This window comes from Candidatus Dependentiae bacterium (assembly GCA_003511165.1).
Lineage (GTDB): Bacteria > Babelota > Babeliae > Babelales > UBA12411 > UBA12411.
Map to the genome: position 1 here is coordinate 30551 of DOJW01000009.1, position 19123 is coordinate 49673.

At 33.8% G+C, this 19123-nt stretch carries 19 protein-coding genes; 16 read left to right on the top strand and 3 right to left on the bottom strand.

Going from position 1 to position 19123, the window contains the following annotated elements:
- Positions 1-101: 101 nt before the first annotated feature.
- The 10 genes from DEA20_04815 to DEA20_04860 are packed head-to-tail and all read left to right on the top strand — an operon-like array spanning position 102 to position 9257.
- Positions 102-1511, top strand: coding sequence for a hypothetical protein (locus DEA20_04815; GenBank protein ID HBS48488.1), 1410 nt, complete (start codon positions 102-104; stop codon positions 1509-1511).
- A complete protein-coding gene (locus tag DEA20_04820; GenBank protein ID HBS48489.1) occupies positions 1489-2052 on the top strand; it encodes an HIT family protein in 564 nt (187 codons plus the stop codon). Before DEA20_04815 ends, DEA20_04820 begins: the two co-directional genes overlap by 23 nt.
- A 12-nt stretch (positions 2053-2064) precedes the next feature.
- Positions 2065-2967 (top strand): mevalonate kinase, encoded by a 903-nt coding sequence (mvk, locus tag DEA20_04825; GenBank protein HBS48490.1) that lies wholly within the window; start codon positions 2065-2067, stop codon positions 2965-2967.
- Positions 2964-3941: a diphosphomevalonate decarboxylase gene (mvaD, locus tag DEA20_04830; protein ID HBS48491.1), complete on the top strand. Its 978-nt coding sequence runs from the start codon at positions 2964-2966 to the stop codon at positions 3939-3941. The genes mvk and mvaD overlap by 4 nt, the downstream gene beginning before the upstream one ends.
- A gap of 3 nt (positions 3942-3944) precedes the next feature.
- A complete protein-coding gene (locus tag DEA20_04835; protein ID HBS48492.1) occupies positions 3945-5048 on the top strand; it encodes a phosphomevalonate kinase in 1104 nt (367 codons plus the stop codon).
- Complete coding sequence (locus DEA20_04840; GenBank protein HBS48493.1) at positions 5045-6310, top strand: hydroxymethylglutaryl-CoA reductase, degradative; 1266 nt, start codon at positions 5045-5047, stop codon at positions 6308-6310. The genes DEA20_04835 and DEA20_04840 overlap by 4 nt, the downstream gene beginning before the upstream one ends.
- Positions 6311-7342 (top strand): hydroxymethylglutaryl-CoA synthase, encoded by a 1032-nt coding sequence (locus DEA20_04845; protein HBS48494.1) that lies wholly within the window; start codon positions 6311-6313, stop codon positions 7340-7342.
- A gap of 6 nt (positions 7343-7348) precedes the next feature.
- Positions 7349-8512: a thiolase domain-containing protein gene (locus DEA20_04850; GenBank protein HBS48495.1), complete on the top strand. Its 1164-nt coding sequence runs from the start codon at positions 7349-7351 to the stop codon at positions 8510-8512.
- 1 nt (position 8513) lies between these two features.
- The gene (locus DEA20_04855; GenBank protein ID HBS48496.1) at positions 8514-8915 is read left to right on the top strand and encodes a hypothetical protein; all 402 of its coding nucleotides are present in this window, start codon (positions 8514-8516) and stop codon (positions 8913-8915) included.
- Complete coding sequence (locus DEA20_04860; GenBank protein HBS48497.1) at positions 8916-9257, top strand: hypothetical protein; 342 nt, start codon at positions 8916-8918, stop codon at positions 9255-9257.
- 66 nt (positions 9258-9323) lie between these two features.
- Here the strand turns inward: DEA20_04860 and brnQ are convergent, their stop codons facing one another.
- Positions 9324-10523, bottom strand: a complete 1200-nt coding sequence (gene brnQ, locus DEA20_04865) for a branched-chain amino acid transport system II carrier protein (protein HBS48498.1) — start codon at positions 10521-10523, stop codon at positions 9324-9326.
- 256 nt (positions 10524-10779) lie between these two features.
- Here brnQ and DEA20_04870 point away from each other — a divergent pair, with 256 nt between their 5' ends.
- Positions 10780-12126: a hypothetical protein gene (locus DEA20_04870; GenBank protein HBS48499.1), complete on the top strand. Its 1347-nt coding sequence runs from the start codon at positions 10780-10782 to the stop codon at positions 12124-12126.
- Here DEA20_04870 and DEA20_04875 read toward each other — a convergent pair.
- Together DEA20_04875 and DEA20_04880 are read right to left on the bottom strand one after the other, a co-directional pair.
- Positions 12121-12684, bottom strand: a complete 564-nt coding sequence (locus tag DEA20_04875; protein HBS48500.1) for a hypothetical protein — start codon at positions 12682-12684, stop codon at positions 12121-12123. The two genes, DEA20_04870 and DEA20_04875, sit on opposite strands and share 6 nt — an antisense overlap.
- A gap of 9 nt (positions 12685-12693) precedes the next feature.
- Positions 12694-13509 (bottom strand): hypothetical protein, encoded by an 816-nt coding sequence (locus DEA20_04880; GenBank protein HBS48501.1) that lies wholly within the window; start codon positions 13507-13509, stop codon positions 12694-12696.
- A gap of 242 nt (positions 13510-13751) precedes the next feature.
- Here DEA20_04880 and DEA20_04885 point away from each other — a divergent pair, with 242 nt between their 5' ends.
- The 5 genes from DEA20_04885 to DEA20_04905 all read left to right on the top strand — a co-directional run bounded on the left by DEA20_04885 (position 13752) and on the right by DEA20_04905 (position 19121).
- Positions 13752-15455, top strand: coding sequence for an arginine--tRNA ligase (locus DEA20_04885; protein HBS48502.1), 1704 nt, complete (start codon positions 13752-13754; stop codon positions 15453-15455).
- 42 nt (positions 15456-15497) lie between these two features.
- A complete protein-coding gene (locus DEA20_04890; GenBank protein ID HBS48503.1) occupies positions 15498-17315 on the top strand; it encodes an elongation factor 4 in 1818 nt (605 codons plus the stop codon).
- A 14-nt stretch (positions 17316-17329) separates the two neighbouring features.
- Positions 17330-17848 (top strand): hypothetical protein, encoded by a 519-nt coding sequence (locus tag DEA20_04895; protein HBS48504.1) that lies wholly within the window; start codon positions 17330-17332, stop codon positions 17846-17848.
- Positions 17849-17939: 91 nt separating this feature from the next.
- The gene (locus DEA20_04900) at positions 17940-18800 is read left to right on the top strand and encodes a protease HtpX (GenBank protein HBS48505.1); all 861 of its coding nucleotides are present in this window, start codon (positions 17940-17942) and stop codon (positions 18798-18800) included.
- Between the two features lie 72 nt (positions 18801-18872).
- Positions 18873-19121: a hypothetical protein gene (locus DEA20_04905; protein ID HBS48506.1), complete on the top strand. Its 249-nt coding sequence runs from the start codon at positions 18873-18875 to the stop codon at positions 19119-19121.
- Positions 19122-19123: the final 2 nt, after the last annotated feature.

A 19123-nucleotide genomic window follows, 5' to 3' on the forward strand; every position in this document is an offset into this window, starting at 1 on the left:
CCGTTTTTTGTTAGATGCTTGCATAAATTTTTATGTGGCGCATGATAATAATTAAGGACATTGAAATCTTTTAGAATTGGCCTAAATGGTTATTTTAGAAGATGCCATGGTGGGGACATAAATATTTTTATAAGAGGTTAAAAAAGATTTTTATGAATTTACCTAGTCCCAAGCGGGATTTAAGTGTAAAAAATATCTTAAAATTATCTTTTCCTACAGTAGCTTCTCAAATTACGCTTATAGTTTATGGCGTGTTGGATTCATTTTTTATGGGTCAGCTCGGAACGACTGCTATCGCAGTTTCTTATATTGCAAGTAACATTTGGCTTCCTATTTCAGATGTTTTAGACGGTCTTAGGACGGGAACTACTGTTTTTACAACTCGTTTTGCGGGAAACAATCAAAAAGATAATGTATCAAAAACTTTAAATATTGGACTTTTTTCAGCAATAATTATTGGCGGGTTAGTTTGTCTTTCTGCCGGATATTTTAGCAAAATTTATTTTTCATTTATGAGCAGTGGATCGGTCCAAGATATGGGTGCTCAGTTTTTACATATTTATCTGCTTAGTGCACCTTTTGCTATCATTCAGTTTGTTATAACAGGATTTTTTGCCGGATTGAAAGACACAGTTACTCCTTTTATAGTAACTGGTGCAACATCCTTTTTTAGTATTTTTCTAGAATATATTTTTTTATATGGAAAATTCGGTTTTCCAAAATTGGGATTACAAGGCGTAGTTATTTCTACCTTAATTGCATATGTAATAGGTGCAGTTTTAAGTATCATTTTTCTTATCAAAAAAAAAGCGACGAAACAGTATTTTAATTTAAAAATACCTTTTAAATCCTTACAAAAAGATTACACAAAAATATCATTTTCTATGGGGTTTTATGTTGGGTTGCTAAATTTTACCTTTATAATTTTTGCCTACATGTTTAGCTCTTTGGGACAGGCAAATCTTGCGGTGCAGCAAGTTACTTTCCAGATTTATTCATTTTCATATTATCCAATGGTTGGATTTTTAAGTGCAGCTTCAATCATTATCGGTAATTTGGTAGGGTCAAAAAAAGAGATCTTTATCAGATATGCGATTTTGAAGTTAGCAACAATATCTTTTGTTATCTTTTCTTTCTTAAGCTTATTTATTTTTATTTTTTCTCCCTTTATAGCTTCAGTTTTTAGTCCACATGATCCTGTCGTTGCATCAGTTTTGGCTAAAACGATAAAAATAATAGCGGTAAACAATATGATTTGCTCAATTTATGTTGTTTTTAGGGGAGCATTAATAGGGCTAAAAGATTCTAAAATTCTTTTGATTAGTGCCGTAATTAATGGCTATCTTGTCTTTTTACCTCTTTCCTATATCCTTGGAATCAAATTAGGCATGGGCGCTATAGGTGGTTTTATAGCGTTTTTATGTTGGACTATAAGTGATACGCTTTTTTTCGCATGGCGCTTATTTATAAACAAGGGTTGGAAAGCATATGTTGAAGGTACTCAAGAATAAGAAATTTTTAGGTTTGTTATTGTTTACTGCGATTTTTGGTTATGCAGTTTATTTTGTGCAGAAAAGTGCAAACTCTGCAGAAATTTTTGCCAAGCAAAGGGAACATTGTCCCTTCTGTAATTCAAAAAGGATGGAATGGCAAAAAATTTATGAAGATGATCTTGTTTTCGCAAGTTTAAATTATAAGCCACTTACTCAAGGTCACTGTTTAGTCATTCCCAAAAGGCATGTCGAACGCTCTGAGGATCTTACAGATGAAGAAACTCTTCGAATTTTCCAAGTTATTAAAAAAGTACACAAAGCAGCGGAAAACGTTTTTGGCGTTTATTCATTTCGTATTGTGCAAAATAACGGTTTAGAAGTAGGACAATCTGTTACTCATGTTCATTATCATTATATTCCTCGAAAAAAGGACGAAAAGTATTCTTGGTATTTTGCTTTTAAATGCTTCTTTGAAAGTTATCCACAAAAGCCACTTACTCCAGAGCAGATGAAAGAGCCGGTTGAAAAAATGAGACTAGCAACGGAAAAGCTTAAATAAGGTTTTAAGAAGATGTCTGCAACCGGATTTGGTTTTGGCAAAATTATTATTTTCAATGAACATTTTGTAGTTTATGGATCCCCTGCAATTGCAAGCCCCATAGAACAAGGATGCTTTGTAACATTAAGTACAACTAACGAAAACAATAATCCAAATAATGATGTGTGGCAAATTCAAAAATCTGTAATCCAAAAATATCTACAAATTCTAAATATTAATGCAAAAAATGAGCTAAATGTTTCTGTGCAAACATCATTAATACCTGCCGCGGGTATGGGCGCAAGCGCGGCTTTTTGTGTTGCAAGCGCAAGAGCGATTTCTAATTTTTTTAGTCTCAATTTAACAGATGAACAAATAAATGATCTTAGCTTTGAAGGAGAGAAAATCTTTCATGGTAATCCTTCAGGCATTGATAATACAGTTTCAACGTTTGGAAAACCAATTTGGTTTGAAAAAAAAGAAAATATTTTGACTGAAAATTTAAAAATTAAAAATGCTCTGCATATTGTGATTGGATTTAGCGGTGAATCTGGTAATACAAAAGATGCGGTTGCAAAAGTTGCGACTTGGAAAAATAGTAATTTGAGAAAATTTAATTTTTTGCTCGAGCGGTCAAAAAATTTAATATTGCGTGGTAGAGAAGCTTTAGCTGATGATGATTTAGAAAAAGTTGGTAGATTGATGAATGAAAATCATAAGTTGCTTGTGGAGATTGGCGTGTCAACTCCAAAGTTAGAAAAGTTGATTGCGATTGCAAAAGACAGTGGAGCTTTGGGTGCAAAAATTACAGGAAGCGGTTGCGGCGGATGTATTGTTGCATTAGCTTCAAACGAAGGTGATCAAGATAAAATTGATCAATCTTTTTTAAGTTTTGGTTTTAAATCTATCAAAACAAAAATAAGGGAAAATTTATGAAGGCAAGTGCAAAAGCAAATGCAAATATTGCTTTGATAAAATATTGGGGCAAAAAAGATAAAACTTTAAATATTCCGTTCAATAGTAGTCTTTCGGTAACGCTAGATAAATTATTTACCATAACTTCCGTTGAATTTAATAAGGATTTATCGAACGATATTTTTGTCATAAATGATTCTATTCAAAGTGATAGCGAGCATTCCAAATTATCTCTCTTTTTAGATTTGGTGCGAAATCGTGCAGGAATAAATTTTAAAGCTAAAGTCATTTCCGAAAATAATTTTCCAACAGCAAGTGGACTTGCAAGTTCATCGAGCGGTTTTGCAGCTCTTGCTCTTGCTGCTACCAAAGCGGCAGGATTAAATTTATCACCCAAAGAACTTTCGATTTTAGCAAGAAAAGGTTCAGGTAGTGCCTCAAGATCAGTTTATGGTGGTTTTGTCATGTGGGAAAAAGGTGAAGCAGGGGTTGATGAAAGCTCTTTTGCGACACAACTTTTTGATGAAAATTATTGGCCAGAGTTTAAAGTTGTTGTTGTTATTTTACAGAATGAAAAAAAAGATACTTCAAGTCGTGATGGGATGAATAATACAGTTGCGACAAGTCCATTTTATAATGTTTGGCTTGCAACTATCGATGAAGATTTGAAAAATTTGAGAAATGCTTTGAAAAATAAAAATTTTACAGCTCTTGGTGAAACTGCAGAATTAAATTGTTTAAAAATGCATGCGACTATGTTAACGGCTAAACCAAGTTTGGTTTATTGGAATTCGCAAACGGTTGAACTTATGAAGTTGATTAGTAAATGGCGAGCTGAAAATCTGGAAGTTTATTTTACAATTGATGCTGGACCGCAAGTTAAGATTTTGTGTTTGGATAAAGATTTGATTAGATTGCAGAAAAAATTATCAGAATTAAAATTTATCCAAAATATTATCGTGTGCAGTGCTGGCAGTGGCGCGAAACTTATATAAGTTATGAATAAAATTATAATAAAAGTTCCAACTAAATTAATGTTAAGTGGAGAATGGGCTGTTTTAGAACCAAAATCCTGCTGCATTTCGCTAGCTATAAATAAGTATGTTTATGCAGAGATTTCACAAAATAAGAAGTTCATACTTTTAAATTTTCCACAAATTAATATTAATTCGCTGCAAGCAACTTTCGATTGTAAAGCCAAAAAGCTTTTATTTTTAGATAATATTTCTACAGAACAGATTTCAAAAATGGGTTTTGCTCGTTTGAGTATAGAAAACAGTTTAAAATTTTTATTATCAAAAAATATAAATATAAATAGTTTTTCACTTGCGATCTCAAGCGGCGAAACTTTAATTGGCGGTCAGAAGGTTGGTCTTGGCAGTTCCGCAGCAGTTTGTGTTGCAGTAGTAAAAGCTATTTTAAAAATTCATAACCAAAATATTGTTTCTCAAAAAAACTTGAAAGCTATTTATAAAATTGCAGCGATTTCACATTTTCAGGCGCAAGGAAAGATTGGTTCCGGATATGATGTAGCGACATCAGTTTTTGGTAAATCTATAATTTATGGAAAAGTTGATGAGCGTTTTCTAAAATTGGCTTTGGAGCAAAAAAATATCGAATTTCTATTTGAAAAACCTTGGCCATCTTTGTTTATTAAATCTATTACATTGCCGCCCTCTATGACTGTGAATGCGTGTTTTTGTGGACAATCTGCGTCAACTGCGCTAATTGTTGAAAAAATAAATAAATTTAAAAAAGAAAAAAAAGATTTATACTTTAAATTTGTTAAGGAAATTAAAAAAGTAACTTTTGACTTAATTCAAGCTTTGGAAGCGAATAATCAGCAGCTAGTTATAGACTTGATAAAAGAAAATGCAAAGCTATTAAGTGACCTAGGGGATGCAAGTGGTAGCGGCCTTGAAACTAAGGCTCTGAAAAAGGCGATAGATTTATCAACTTTTGATAATGCTGCTGGAAAATTTAGTGGAGCTGGCGGTGGTGATTGCGCGATTGCGGTCACTTTTGATAAACAAATTGCAGATAAAATTTTAGAAAATTGGCGGGTTAACAAACTTATTCCTTTGGATATAAAAATTTTATGAGAAAAAGTAGTAGAATTGGTGAGTTTTATAAAAAAAATCAGCAAGAACGACTAGATCTGATTCGAGATTTTGCTAATTTAACAAATGACGAGCTGTTGCTTTTAAGAAATTTATCGTTAGATTTTTCTGTTGTTAGTAGACTTGCTGAAAATGTTATATCCGTATTTCCTATGCCACTTGGTATAGCAACAAATTTTTTAATAAATCAAAAAGATTATCTTATTCCGATGGTTACCGAAGAGTCGAGTGTGATAGCTGCTGCTTCAAATGCTGCAAAACTTGCGCGATTTCTTGGTGGTTTTATTTCTAGTGCTTCTGAACCTATAATGATCGGTCAAATTCAGTTGACAAAAATTCCTGATTTTCAAAAAGCTAAAAACGTAATTGATAAAAATAAGCAGTATTTAATTGATCTTGCCAATTTGCAGGATCCTATTTTGGTTGAAGTTGGGGGTGGAGTTGTTGATTTGCAAATTCGAGAGCTTGATACCGAGCGCGGTAAAATGATGATTGTTCACCTTTTGATTAATGTTAAAGATGCGATGGGTGCAAATATTGTTGATACCATGCTTGAGGCTGTTGCTGAAAAATTAGAATCACTTAGCGGTGGTACAAAATTACTTAGAATTGTTTCCAACTTGGCAACTTATAGAATTGCAGAAGCAAAAGCTACTTGGAGCAAAGAAGATTTGGGTGAAGAAGTAATTGAAAATATTTTGGATGCTTATGCTTTTGCAAAGGCAGATTTTTATCGCTGTGCAACACACAACAAGGGAATTATGAATGGAGTTGATGCTGTTGCGATCGCAACGGGAAATGATTTCAGGGCTATTGAGGCAGGTGCTCATAGCTTTGCAGCTTTGGAAAATAACTATCAACCTCTTACAAAATATTATAAAAATGAAAATGGTGATTTGGTTGGTGAAATAAAACTTCCTCTTCCTGTTGGAATCATCGGCGGAAGTACACAGGCAAATAAAATATCTAAAATTTGTTTAAAAATTTTGGATGTGAGGTCGGCACAAGAGCTTTCAGGAGTTATAGCTTCTGTTGGGCTTGCTCAAAATTTTGCCGCACTTCGAGCTCTAGTTTGTGAAGGTATTCAAGCTGGGCATATGAAACTTCATGCTAAAAAAGTTGCGATCAATGCTGGGGCATCAAATGGTCATGTAGATTTGATAGCGTCAAGAATGGTAGAAGAAAAAAATATTTCAATTGTCAGGGCAAAAGAGATTCTTGCTATCTTGAAAGAGGGAAAATAAATGCCTGTAGGGATTGTTGGATTTGGGGTTTATCTTCCAAAGTTTAGAATCAAAGTCGAAGAGATTGCTGCATATTACAAGCAAGATCCAAATAAAATTAAATCTAGTTTATTAATAAACGAAAAGTCTGTTGCGGCTAAAGATGAAGATTCTGCAACGATGTCTGTGCAGTCATCACAGCAAGCACTTATTATGGCAGAAATTGATAAATCAAAAATAGGATCTGTTTATGTTGGAAGTGAAAGTCATCCTTATGCAGTGAAGCCGACAGCAACGATCGTTGGTAATGCTTTAAATTTAACAAATTTTTACACAGCAGCAGATTTTCAGTTTGCTTGTAAGTCTACAACAGCGGCAGTTTATGCATCGCTTGGACTTGTTGCTTCAAAATATGTGGAGTACGCACTTGTCATAGGAGCAGACAAAGCTCAATCAAAAAATGGAGATATTTTAGAATATTGTGCGGGAGCTGGTAGCGTTACATGGATTTTGGGATCGAATGAAAATGAGATTGTGGCATCGATTGACAAAATAGTTTCATTTAGCACAAACACTCCCGATTTTTGGCGAAGGCATGGAGAAGATCACCCAGAATATTTGGGTCGATTTACCGGTGAGCCTTCTTACTTTTTCCATATTACTCAAACTGTGGACAAAATTTTGCAAGATGCCAAAATGGTGCCTGCGGATTTTGATCATGTAGTTTTTCATCAGCCTAATGGTGCATTTCCATATTCAATTGCAAAAAAATTAGGTTTTGTAAAAAAACAAATTGAACTAGGTTTGGTTGCTCCTCATTTTGGAAACTGTTATAGCGCTACAACGATGATTGGTGTTTCAGCCGTTTTAGATCAAGCAAAAGAAAATCAAAAGATTTTAGTTGTTAGTTATGGTAGTGGAAGTGGGTGTGATGCAATGATTTTGACGACAACGTCTAATCTTTCTAAGAAACAAAATAAATCAAAAACTGTTCAAAATTTTATAGATCAAAAAGAGTACATAGATTATTCAACAATTTTAAAATGGAATTGATTTGCAATGAAAATTGGAGTTCTTGGAATAGGATGTACTAAATTCGGGGAGCATTGGGATAAAAGCATTTCGGATTTGCTTACGATTTCACAATTTCAAGCTTTAAAAGATGCCGGAATATCACCAGAGCAAATTGATTCTATTTTTGTTGGTAATATGAATAGTGCTATTTTTTCAGGACAAGTTCATCTTGGTGTGATTGCAGCTGAAATGTTTAATTTGAATATTCCTGCATACAGTGTTGAAAGTGCATGCGCTTCTGGTGGTGTAGCAATTCGAAATGGGGTTATGGCTATTTTGTCAGGTATGGCAGAAGTTGTCATGGTAAGCGGTGTAGAAAAAATGACAGATGTAACAAGTGAAGAAGTTACTACAGCTTTGATGTCGGCGGCATCGGAAGAACTTGAAACTTTTGGCGGAGCAACATTTCCTGCATTAAACGCATTAGTTGCACAAAATTATATTTCAAAATACGGTTTGACGCGTAAGCAATTAGCGTCAGTAAGTATCAAAAATCATAAACATGGCTCGTTAAATCCAAATGCTCATTTTAAGCGGGAAATAAATTTAGATGATGTTTTAAATTCGCCTATTATTTCGGATCCTTTTACCGTTTTAGATTGTTCACCTGTTTCAGATGGAGCTGCAACGGTAATTTTGTGCAGCGACAGTTTTGCAAAAAAAATTAATAAAAAATTAGTAAATATAGTTGCAAGTGGTATGGCTGTTGATAGTTTAAGTTTGCAAAACAGAGAAAATTTAACTTCGATGAAAGCAACACGACTTGCTGCAGATCAAGCTTGCAAATCTGCAGATTTAAATCCTAAAGATATAAATGTTGTAGAACTTCATGATGCGTTTTCGATTTTAGAAATTATTGCTCTCGAAGATTTGGGATTTTTTGCAAAGGGTGAAGCTGGAAAAGCTACAGAAGAAGGTAAAACTTATTTTGATTCCAATTTTGGTTTAGCTGTAAATCCATCTGGCGGGTTGAAAGCAAAAGGCCATCCAGTAGGTGCAACCGGGGTTTCGCAAGTTGTCGAAATCACAAAACAACTTCGAGGTGAGTGTGATAAAAATCAGGTAAAAGATGCACGAGTTGGTTTGACACATAATATGGGTGGTTGTGGAGCTTCTGTTGTTGTTCACATTTTGAAAAAAGAAGATTGATATGTTTTATTTGAATAGTCCAATTATCCGATGGCGAAAATATAACAATAACTATTTTTTAGAAGCTGCAAAATGTACAGCGTGTGGCAAAATTTATTTTCCAAAAAGTTATAAATGCAGTTGTGGATGTGAATCCTTTTCAAAAATCGTTTTAAGCGGACGCGGAAAGATAATAGCTTTGACTCAAAGTTATGTTGCGACATTGATGTTTACTAATCAGGTTCCAATAATAATAGCATTAGTCGAACTTGATGAGGGCGTTAGGATTTTAGGACAAATTGTTGATGTATCATTTGATATTTTGAAAATTGGAATGAGAGTTAAAAGTTGTTTTCGCAAAGTTTATGAATGCGGAAAAAGTGGAATAATAAATTATGGGATCAAATTTGTTTTAGGAAGTTGAATGTTAATTTTAGTTGCGGATGCTATCAAAATTGAAAATTCTTCAAACTGCATTGTTCATGAATATGTAATGCCGTCTAATAATCTTAGTTTTTGTCGTGCAGAAATCGATGGTCGATATCCGGAGAGTGGTAAAGTTTTAAATTCTGGATGTGATCAAATTTATTATGTTCTAAGTGGTGAAGCAAAAATATTTTATAAAAATCAATTTTTCAACATCAAATCAGGCGATCTTTTCTTTTTTGAGAAAAATCAAGAATATTTTGTAGAAGCACAAAAGCTTGTTGCTGCTGTGATTAATTCTCCAAAATGGACAGCGGAACAATATCGTAAATTAGATTAAATTATTTTTTCAATAAAAAAGGCCGCAGCTTTTAAACTGCGGCCTTTTTTATTGTTTTATAAATTTTTATTTAGATAAAAAAATGTTTATTAACATTCCTATGGCGGTGATTGCTACCGGAATTTTGATATATTTAAATCCCCAAAGTTTGTTTGCGATATTGCAAAATGTTATGACAACGAAAAGAGGGTACATAGTTGTTATGACAGGGAATGAATATTTGATTATTCCAGCTAGTCCGATTTGTGAAATTATTCCTGTGATTGTTAAAACAATTAAAAGCGCAGAGACAAATGAAATTTTAGCACGAAAAATTGAATTTTTTGTAAAATCTGTAACAACAGCAGATAGTGATACTGCTGTTGTGAAACATGCAAGAAATACTGTTAAACCTATCAATGCAGCTCCGTATGTTCCAAGTACGCTGAATGAAATTGCGCTAAATATTTCACCTTCATTTAAGGATGCAAAACCTTGTCCGTGGTGTGCGCCGAGGCTAAACATTCCAGCATAAATCAAACCTAAAAGTAAACCGCCAAATAATCCGCTTATTCCCGCGATTTTTACAGCTTCTGCTATTGGGATTTGTTTGTCTTGTGAAGCATAGTTTGTTAATAGGTTTACAATGATCGAACCAAAGAAAATTGCGCCCAAAAGATCTAAAGTTTGATATCCAGTTAAAAATCCCGTTGTGAAAAGTTGAAAGGAAGAAATATCAATATGTTGTGCTGCAACTCCGGTGAATATTCCGATCAGCAAAATTAGCGATAAACTTGCAACTTTGAGTGGACTTAATACTTTGCCGATAACAGTTAATAGTTGACCCGGTCTGCAGGCTGCAAAAAATGCTAATGTTAAGAAAATTATCGAAAATGGTAAAATCGACATTTTTGGTAAAAATGGTTGAAGCATTTCGTAGGAAAGAGTGATTATTCGAGGCATGACTACAAACGGTCCGATTATTAACATACAAAATAATGTAAGTAAAAATCCTGGGATTTTACCGAGTCTTCCGAAGAAATCTTTATAATTTCCACTGAAGGATACGATGGCTAAAATTCCTAAAACAGGTAATAAAATTCCGGTTAATGCGAATCCTAAAAAGCTATAAATAGATTTGGATCCACTGGCGATTCCAAGTCTTAGAGGGAAAATTAAATTACCGGCACCGAATAACATTGCAAAAATTGTTAAACTTGTTGTTTGTATCTGCGAACGCTTTAGATTTTTCATAATGAAACCTGTTTTTTGCTTTAGATTAAACATATTTTGTAGTTATCTCAAAACTACAAAAAACATTTTATTACTATAACAACTTTCTTATTTTTAGCAAAAATTTTGTTTGTCAATAATTGCTGGATTGGATTGATATGAGGCTTTTAATAGTTATTTTATTTTGTGCATAAGTAAGCTGGTTCGCAGTTTGTAGCCATATTTTTCATAAGAAAATTACAGACTCTAGCGTATTTGAATTTGAATATGGCATTATTAAATTACTTAAATACCAAAAAAAGGGGGTGGTATGAACGGGGAATTTACATTTAAAGAGATTATTTTTCTTGCAGTTCCTGCGATCGTTTCGCAGGCGGTTATTGTTTTTGTTGCTTTAATCGGGCAGCTTTTTATTGGACAATTTGGTGCTCTTGCGATATCGGCGGTTTCGATTTCTAATAATAGTTGTTTTGCGATTTATAACTTTTTGGAAGGGATCAGAACTGGTACAAATGTTTTGACGGCAAAATATCTGGGTGCAAAAAATGAGAAAAATATAGCGGGAGTTTTATTTTTAAGTCTGATTTCAGCAATTTTGGTTGGGGGCATTGTAATAATTTATGCTTTTTTCATAAAATTAAATTTTTCAAAAATAGATCCTTTTTATTTGATAGGTAATCAGCAGTTGCGCGCTGTTGGTGATAATTTTTTATTTGCATCGTTACTTGGCGCTCCGTTTGTACTTATTTTTTTTGCGATCACTGGTTTTTTTCGAGGTTTAAAAGATTCTATAAATCCTCTGCATTTGACGCTTGTTGTTGTGGTGGTTGATATTATTCTTAATTATTTATTTATTATGGGATTTGGGGGTTATTTTAATTTTAAATTAGGAGTATTTGGAGCTGCCCTTGCATCATTTTTGTCCTATGTTTTGGGCGCCGTGTTTTGTTTTATATTTTTGTTTAGAAAAAAACTTACAAAAAAATATACAAATTTTGTTTCCATATCGTCAGATTTGCGCAAAGAGTATATAAAGCTCGTTGTTGAAATTGGTGCTTACGCAGGTCTTTTGATGCTTGCCTTTATGTTTTTTATCAAAATTTTTCAACATTTGGACGCTGTATCTTTTGCTTCTTTTAATATCATTTTTAATATTTTGATAATTATAAGTTTGCCGCCAATGGGATTTTTGATTGCCGCTGTGACAATGGCAAGTAAATTTGCAGGTGAAGATCGACTTGATTTGATTAAACCTCTTACTTACAAAATTAGTTTAATAGCTTTAATTTTTTCATCCTTTTTTAGTTTGATGTTGCTTTGTTTTCCTTCATATGTTGCTTATTTATTTAGTCCAAAAGATTTGCACGTTCAAGCGTTAACGGCACGAACCCTTTGGTTTGTCGCAGGTACCAATATTTTTAGTACTGTTTATCTTGTGTTGAGAGGTATCTTGACCGGTATAAAAGATACGCGATTTATTGTTTTTGAAGGACTTTTTTCCAGTTTTGTTCTATTTTTGCCGACTGCATATTTTTTGGGTATAAAGATGCATTTTGGACTTTGGGGTGGATATGCCGCCTATTTTGTTTGGACTATAGCAGATTGTTTATTTTTTTCGTGGCGATTTTTTGTGGTGACAAAAAAGAAAGATTTATAATTTTTCGACCAAAATTTCCAAACTTATGTTGTATTTTGCAAGCGAATCTTTTTTGATAACTTCGTTTCGCGTTGTAAAACCTAAATGTTTATAAAATTTTATGGTGGGATTTGATGTATGAGAATCGAGTGTTATCTTTTTTGCTTGTGGATAAATTTTACAGATTGATTTGATAAGTTCCTTTCCTAGTCCGGAGCCTCTGCAAGATTGGTCGACGCCAAAGAAATCTAGATAAATTTCATTTTTGTTATTCATTTTATCGAAAAGTACGAAACCAACTAAAGTTTCATTTTTATTTGCGCAGATTAGGTGTGTTTGTGCAAAGTGCTTTTTTGCCTCTTCATTGAAAACATTCAAAAAAGCATTTTTTATCCACCATGATAGTGATTGTGCGAAAAGATTTTCTGCAGATGATAAATCTTTTTCCATTCCCATGCGAAAAGAGATTTCTGCTCCGTTTTTATCTGTCCATGTCCACGGTTCTACATTATCGCATTTGCTATTAGTAAGAATGAAAGTTAATGATAGTATTAAAATATAAAATAGTTTTTTTAACATTTTTTACTCTTATTTTATAGATGTGATTTTTACAGTTACTTGTTGATGTAGCTTGTTATAACAAAGATATTCATAAGTAAAACCATTTTCTTTTATAAATTCTTGGAATGCTTTGAATTCATGTTCTTGCCACCCGTCGTAGTTGAAATATTCATCGAAGACGATAATTGTTCCAGGTATTACATGATTTTTTATGTTATCAAAAATCTCTTTTGTGGATGAGTAAAGATCGCAATCGATATGTATGAAAAGAAATGGTGCATTTTTACTTGTTGCAAATATTGGAAGCGTTTCTTTGAATCTGCCGATAACAAGTTCTATATTTTTTTCTAGAGGAAATGGTGGGATGCTAACGTCTTGTTTTATAGCGAATGTGCCTTTTACAAAGTTTGGTGCTCTCCAATCTTCTGGTAATCCTTTGTACCAATCAAAACCATATAAAATTTTATTTCCGATTCTTTGTGCTATAAAATTCGCAGATTTTCCAGCGCCGACACCGAATTCTGCAAAGATTCCATTATCATTGATTTGTTTATCTTTTTCTAGTGCTGCTGCGATTGCTATTTCCATATTTTGTGCATCAGATTCTAGGACCTGTGATTTTTGCATTTTTTCTTTTACATAAGCTACTGTCGAAGGGCTGTTTTCGATTGCGCAATCTGAATAATGAATTGTTTGGTGTATTACTTTTCCCTCGAGCAATTTTTCTAATCTTGTATAATATTCGGGAAGAACCATTTTATCTGTAAGTTCTTTGAAGGATGGATTTTGTGCCGATAATGATGTAATGATTGAAACAGAGAGAATAACTATTTTTAATTTCATATAATTTCCTTTTTTAAATAAAAACAAAATACAGTAAAACAGCTAAGAGTCTAAAAATCAATAAATTTAGGGTTAATTTTTAAAAGTTAAAATTAAAAAAGATAAAATGGGGCTAAAAGAGGATATAAAAAGCTTTTTTGGCAGCTTTTAAAATACAACGAAAGTTGTTATAATAGCATCTAATTGTTTAAATTTTGGTGTGGTTTTTTGCGCATTGTAAATTCTTTTAAGAGGCTTTTTCCATGAATCTTATCAGTAAAATTCGTCTGCAAATTGTTGATTTAGTCAAAAATAAATTTGCACTTTCAAGCAGCTTTTTAGCTAATTTGGATAAAAGTTTAGAGCTCGGTTTAAATATTGATAAAGACCCCTCATTTGGTGATCTTAGCTGCAATATAGCGATGATACTTGCAAATGAACTTAAAAGAAGTCCTAGAGAAATTGCACTTGATATCAAAGAAGCTATTTTGCAAGATGCGAATTTGAAAAAAATCGTAGTACTTGCAGAGATAGCGGGTCCTGGATTTTTGAACCTCACTTTTGATCATTCAGTTTGGAGAGGGTTATCAAAAAATCTTTTAGAATTCAAAGAAAAATGTTTTAAGCCTCAAAATTTAAAAAAAGAAAAAGTTTTAGTCGAGTTTGTCAGTGCAAACCCAACCGGGCCGCTTCATTTGGGAGGTGGTCGCGGTGGAATCATTGGGGATGTTTTGGGTAGCGTTCTAAAATTCTTGGGCGATGATGTTGAAAAAGAATATTACATTAACGACGCGGGTAATCAGGTACGAAAATTGGGCAATTGCTTAAAGATTCGCTGCGAGCAAGAGCTTGGGATGGAAAGCATGTTGCCGGAAGATGGTTACGCCGGAGAATATTTAATAGATTTGGCAAAAGAATGTATAGCTGAAAATGGCAAATCTATTTTAGAAAAACCACCTGTATTTTTTGAAAATTATGCAATTCACCATTTACTAAAAAATATCAAAAAAGATTTGTCAGATTACGGTATTATTTATGACACATGGTTTTCTGAAAAAACATTGCATGAAGATGGGTCTGTAAAATCTGCGATGAAACTTCTTTTTGATAAAGAACTTGCATATGAATCTGAAGGTGCAATTTGGTTTAAATCATCACAATTTGGCGATGACAAAGACCGAGTAATTCAAAAACATGATGATACTCCGACCTACATAGCTGCGGATATTGCTTATCACAAAAACAAATTTGATCGGGGATTTACAAAGCTTATAAATGTTTGGGGGCAAGATCATCACGGATATGTAAAGCGTCTAAAAGCTACCATGGAAGCTCTCGGATACCCAGCAGAAAGTTTGGATGTTATTTTGAATCAGCTTGTGAGTATTAAAAAGGGTGGTGAAGCGCTTCGAATGTCCAAGCGTTCAGGAGTTTTTACAACTTTGCGTGACATTATAGATTTAGTTGGTAAAGATGTTGCAAGATTCTTCTATCTAAATCGAAAAGCGGATGCGCATTTGGAATTTGACCTAGAAGTTGCGCTCAAGAAAACTGACGAAAATCCTGTTTATTATATTCAGTATGCGTATGTTCGCTGCGGAAGCGTGCTTGAAAAAGCAAAAGAGCTTATGCCTTATGCGGCATTTTTGGATACTCTAAAAAATGTAGATGACATTGATGAGCAAATTTATGATGCTCTTGGAAAAGAAGAAATTGTTATTCTCAAAAAGTTAATAGCTTTGGAATCAATTTTGAGCGGTATCCGAAGAACTTACGGAACACATATGCTTGCATACTATGTTTTTGAACTTTCTAAACTTTTCCACAATTATTATGCAAATAATCGAATCATCGACTCTGAAAAAGAAAATTTAACAAAATGTCGATTGATGATTATTTATTTGGTTCGAGAGAATTTATCATTCTGTCTCGATTTGCTCGGTTTGAGTAAACCGCAAAAAATGTAATTTTTAGTAAATTTCCAGGCCGTTTAAAGCTAGAAAAGATTTATGGATATAAAAGATATAAATTTAAAAGAATTCAAACCGGATCAAATTAGAAACTTTTCCATTATTGCTCATATTGATCATGGAAAATCGACTCTTGCAGATCGATTGCTCGAAATTACTGGAACGATCTCAAATAGACAAAAGCAGGAACAATTTTTGGATAAACTGCAAGTTGAGCGAGAGCGCGGAATTACCGTTAAAGCTCAAACAGCATCTCTTTTTTATGAACATAAGGGTATAAAATATCTTTTAAATTTGATTGATACTCCCGGTCACGTTGATTTTAGTTACGAAGTTTCAAGATCCCTTTATGCTTGTCAAGGAGCATTGCTACTTGTTGATGCTGCGCAGGGAATTCAAGCGCAAACGATGGCAAATTTCTTTTTAGCTTTTGATCAAGATCTGACAATCATTCCTGTTATTAATAAAGTAGATATGACAAATGCAGATCCAAAAAGAGTTGCAAAACAAATGGAGAAAGCGTTTGATGTACATGAAGAAGAATTAATTTTGACATCTGCAAAAACTGGTTTTGGAATGGATAAACTCCTTCCTGCCATCATCGAGCGAATTGCTCCGCCAAAAGGTGATGAAAATAAAACATTAAAAGCATTGATTTTTGATTCATGGTTTGATGAATATCGTGGTGTTGTTTGTTTGATAGAAGTTATTGATGGTTCTTTGGAAAAAGGCGATTTCATTGTATCTGCAAATACAGATCAGGAATATGAAGTTTTGGATATTGGTTTGATGTATCCAGAGTTAACCCCAACCGGTGCGCTTTACACAGGGCAAGTGGGATTTTTGATAGCAGGTATGAAAACGGTCAAAGAGGCGCGAGTTGGTGATACAATTTATTTAAAAAAACATCCTGTAAAACCTCTTCCTGGTTTTAAACCTGCAAAACCGATGGTTTATGCTGGGCTTTATCCAATAGAAGCTTCAGATTATGAAAATCTGCGTGATGCGATTGAAAAATTAACTTTAAACGATGCAAGTGTACATGTCGAAAAAGAAAGTTCAGTGGCTCTTGGAATCGGTTTCCGATGCGGATTTCTTGGTTTGCTTCATATGGATGTTTTCAAGCAGCGCTTGGAGCAAGAATATAATATTTTAATTATTACCACTTCCCCAACCGTTCCGTATCGTATTCGATTGACAAGTGAAGAAGAGATGGTTATCGATAATCCAGCAAACTTTCCTGAAACTACAAAAATAGATGAAATTTATGAACCTGTAGTAGATGCTACGATTATTACACCAAAAGAATATTTGGGTAGCTTACTACAACTTTGCGAAGAGCGACGTGGCATTCAAAAAGATATGACTTATCTAGATGAAGATAGGGTTATTTTGAAATATGTGCTTCCATTAAATGAGATCATCACGGATTTTTACGATAAGTTGAAATCTTACAGTGCTGGTTATGCTAGTTTTGATTATGACAATTTAACTTATCAACCAGCTGAGCTTGTAAAGATGAATATCATGTTAAATGGTAAACCGGTGGATGCTCTTTCTGTTATTGTTCACGAAGAGAAAGCATACAGACTTGGAAAAGAATTGGTCGAAAAATTGCGCCAAGTTATTCCGCGTCATATGTTCGAAGTTGCAATTCAAGCTGCAATCGGTGCAAAAATTATTGCAAGAGAAACTGTAACAGCTATGCGAAAAAATGTTATCGCAAAATGTTACGGTGGTGATATAACAAGAAAACGTAAATTACTTGAGAAGCAAAAAGAGGGTAAGAAGAAGATGAAACAAGTAGGAAATGTTGAACTTCCTCAGGAAGCATTTCTTGTTGTTTTGAAAAAATAAGGAGAGATTTTTTAATGAAAAGAAAAAAAGGATATTTTTCGATCTCGGTGGTTTCGAGAATGTTTTCTGTGCATCAGCAAACAATCCGACTTTACGAAAAAGAGGGTTTGATTATACCAAAGAGGTCGACCGGCAATACCCGTCTTTTTTCAGAAGAGGATATCGATAAACTTGAAGAGATAATCTATCTTACACATAAACTGAAAATAAATATTTCTGGCGTGGAGATGATTTTAAAGTTGCAAAAAAAGATACAAAAGCTACAAGAAGAAATGAATAAGCTGTTTGTGGATACTCAAAATCAACTTGAACAAGAAAATTTTGATTATAAAAAACAGATAAAAAATCAGGTAAGTGAACTTCAAGCTATTAAAAAAAGGAGCGCTTTGAAGTCGACAACGGTGGAAGAAGAGAAGCATAAAAAAGAATTTTCTGGCGATTTAAATCAAGAAATTAATAAAAAGCAGGGAATCAAAAATTCAGATAGCAATTTGAGTGAAGAAGACGAGTGGGAAATTGACTATAATGAATAAAATCAATATATTCATGATAGTATAAAAATCGAAATTAAGAGTCCTAATTTATTAGTTCATTTCTATAATTTTTAAATCAAAAGGAGCTTAAATGTTTTGGAATCAATTTAAAACAGTTATTTTGCTTACATCTTTAAGCAGTGTCTTAGTATTGTTTGGCTTTTGGGTTGGTGGAACAAACGGAATTTACTTTGCATTAATTCTATCACTTCTTATGAATTTCTTGACCTACTTTTTCTCTGACAAACTTGTTTTGAGCATGTATGGCGCGCAAAAGCTAGATGAGGAACAATATTCCCACATTTACGATATGATTCATGAATTATCAATGGAAATGCATATTCCAATGCCAAAGCTTTGGTATCTTCCAACATCTATGGCGAATGCTTTTGCTACCGGACGAAATCCTAAGCACGGATCCGTCGCAGTTACTCAGGGAATTTTGGATATTTTAGATGTTCACGAACTTCGCGGTGTTCTTGCTCATGAGCTTTCTCATATAAAAAATCGTGATATTTTAGTAGCAACTATCGCAGCAACGATCGCAACTGCAATTGGTTTTCTTGCAAACATGGTCAAATGGGCAGCAATATTTGGTGGGTCTTCTGATAGAGAAAAATCAAATGGCGGAGTTTTAGGAGCTTTAGTTGCAGCGATTATTATGCCGCTAGCAGCGATGCTCATTCAGCTTGCTATTTCAAGATCCCGCGAATATTTGGCTGATGAAACCGGCGCCGAAGCTTGTAAAGATCCGCTTGCTCTTGCATCAGCTCTTGAAAGGCTTCATTTTAGTGCGCAAAATCAGCACTTAGAACCAGAATCAACAGCGCAAGCAAGCGTTGCTAGTTTGTTCATAGTTTATCCATTTTCTGCTTCAGGTTTGATCGCATTATTTTCAACACATCCCCCAATGGAAAAACGAATTGCAAAATTGCGAGCAATGGCAAAATAAAAATAAGTAAATTTTCAATTAAAAGGCCTAAATTTTAGGCCTTTTTTATTTGGTTAAGGATTAATAAATATTATGTTCTGCAAATATTATCAGGCCACCGCAACTCGAGATAAAATTTGGATGGTTACGGGAACTTGTCGCAGCGAGAATAACTGGGTTTTTGACCGGACTTTGGATGCGCCTAACAATCTTATGGAATTCTTTGTTGCACCCGACTATGAGCAAGAGTTTGTTTATTTAATGCAACTTTTGCAAAAAGAGGGGATAATTTGGGAATTCAAAGCACTCCCAAACCGTTGTCAAATCGAAGGTAAATTGTAAGT

Coding starts and splice junctions, on each gene's coding strand:
- DEA20_04815 (HBS48488.1), top strand. CDS start 102: ATGCCATGGTGGGGACATAAATATTTTTATAAGAGGTTAAAAAAGATT.
- DEA20_04820 (HBS48489.1), top strand. CDS start 1,489: ATGTTGAAGGTACTCAAGAATAAGAAATTTTTAGGTTTGTTATTGTTT.
- mvk (HBS48490.1), top strand. CDS start 2,065: ATGTCTGCAACCGGATTTGGTTTTGGCAAAATTATTATTTTCAATGAA.
- mvaD (HBS48491.1), top strand. CDS start 2,964: ATGAAGGCAAGTGCAAAAGCAAATGCAAATATTGCTTTGATAAAATAT.
- DEA20_04835 (HBS48492.1), top strand. CDS start 3,945: ATGAATAAAATTATAATAAAAGTTCCAACTAAATTAATGTTAAGTGGA.
- DEA20_04840 (HBS48493.1), top strand. CDS start 5,045: ATGAGAAAAAGTAGTAGAATTGGTGAGTTTTATAAAAAAAATCAGCAA.
- DEA20_04845 (HBS48494.1), top strand. CDS start 6,311: ATGCCTGTAGGGATTGTTGGATTTGGGGTTTATCTTCCAAAGTTTAGA.
- DEA20_04850 (HBS48495.1), top strand. CDS start 7,349: ATGAAAATTGGAGTTCTTGGAATAGGATGTACTAAATTCGGGGAGCAT.
- DEA20_04855 (HBS48496.1), top strand. CDS start 8,514: ATGTTTTATTTGAATAGTCCAATTATCCGATGGCGAAAATATAACAAT.
- DEA20_04860 (HBS48497.1), top strand. CDS start 8,916: ATGTTAATTTTAGTTGCGGATGCTATCAAAATTGAAAATTCTTCAAAC.
- brnQ (HBS48498.1), bottom strand. CDS start 10,523: ATGTTTAATCTAAAGCAAAAAACAGGTTTCATTATGAAAAATCTAAAG.
- DEA20_04870 (HBS48499.1), top strand. CDS start 10,780: ATGAACGGGGAATTTACATTTAAAGAGATTATTTTTCTTGCAGTTCCT.
- DEA20_04875 (HBS48500.1), bottom strand. CDS start 12,684: ATGTTAAAAAAACTATTTTATATTTTAATACTATCATTAACTTTCATT.
- DEA20_04880 (HBS48501.1), bottom strand. CDS start 13,509: ATGAAATTAAAAATAGTTATTCTCTCTGTTTCAATCATTACATCATTA.
- DEA20_04885 (HBS48502.1), top strand. CDS start 13,752: ATGAATCTTATCAGTAAAATTCGTCTGCAAATTGTTGATTTAGTCAAA.
- DEA20_04890 (HBS48503.1), top strand. CDS start 15,498: ATGGATATAAAAGATATAAATTTAAAAGAATTCAAACCGGATCAAATT.
- DEA20_04895 (HBS48504.1), top strand. CDS start 17,330: ATGAAAAGAAAAAAAGGATATTTTTCGATCTCGGTGGTTTCGAGAATG.
- DEA20_04900 (HBS48505.1), top strand. CDS start 17,940: ATGTTTTGGAATCAATTTAAAACAGTTATTTTGCTTACATCTTTAAGC.
- DEA20_04905 (HBS48506.1), top strand. CDS start 18,873: ATGTTCTGCAAATATTATCAGGCCACCGCAACTCGAGATAAAATTTGG.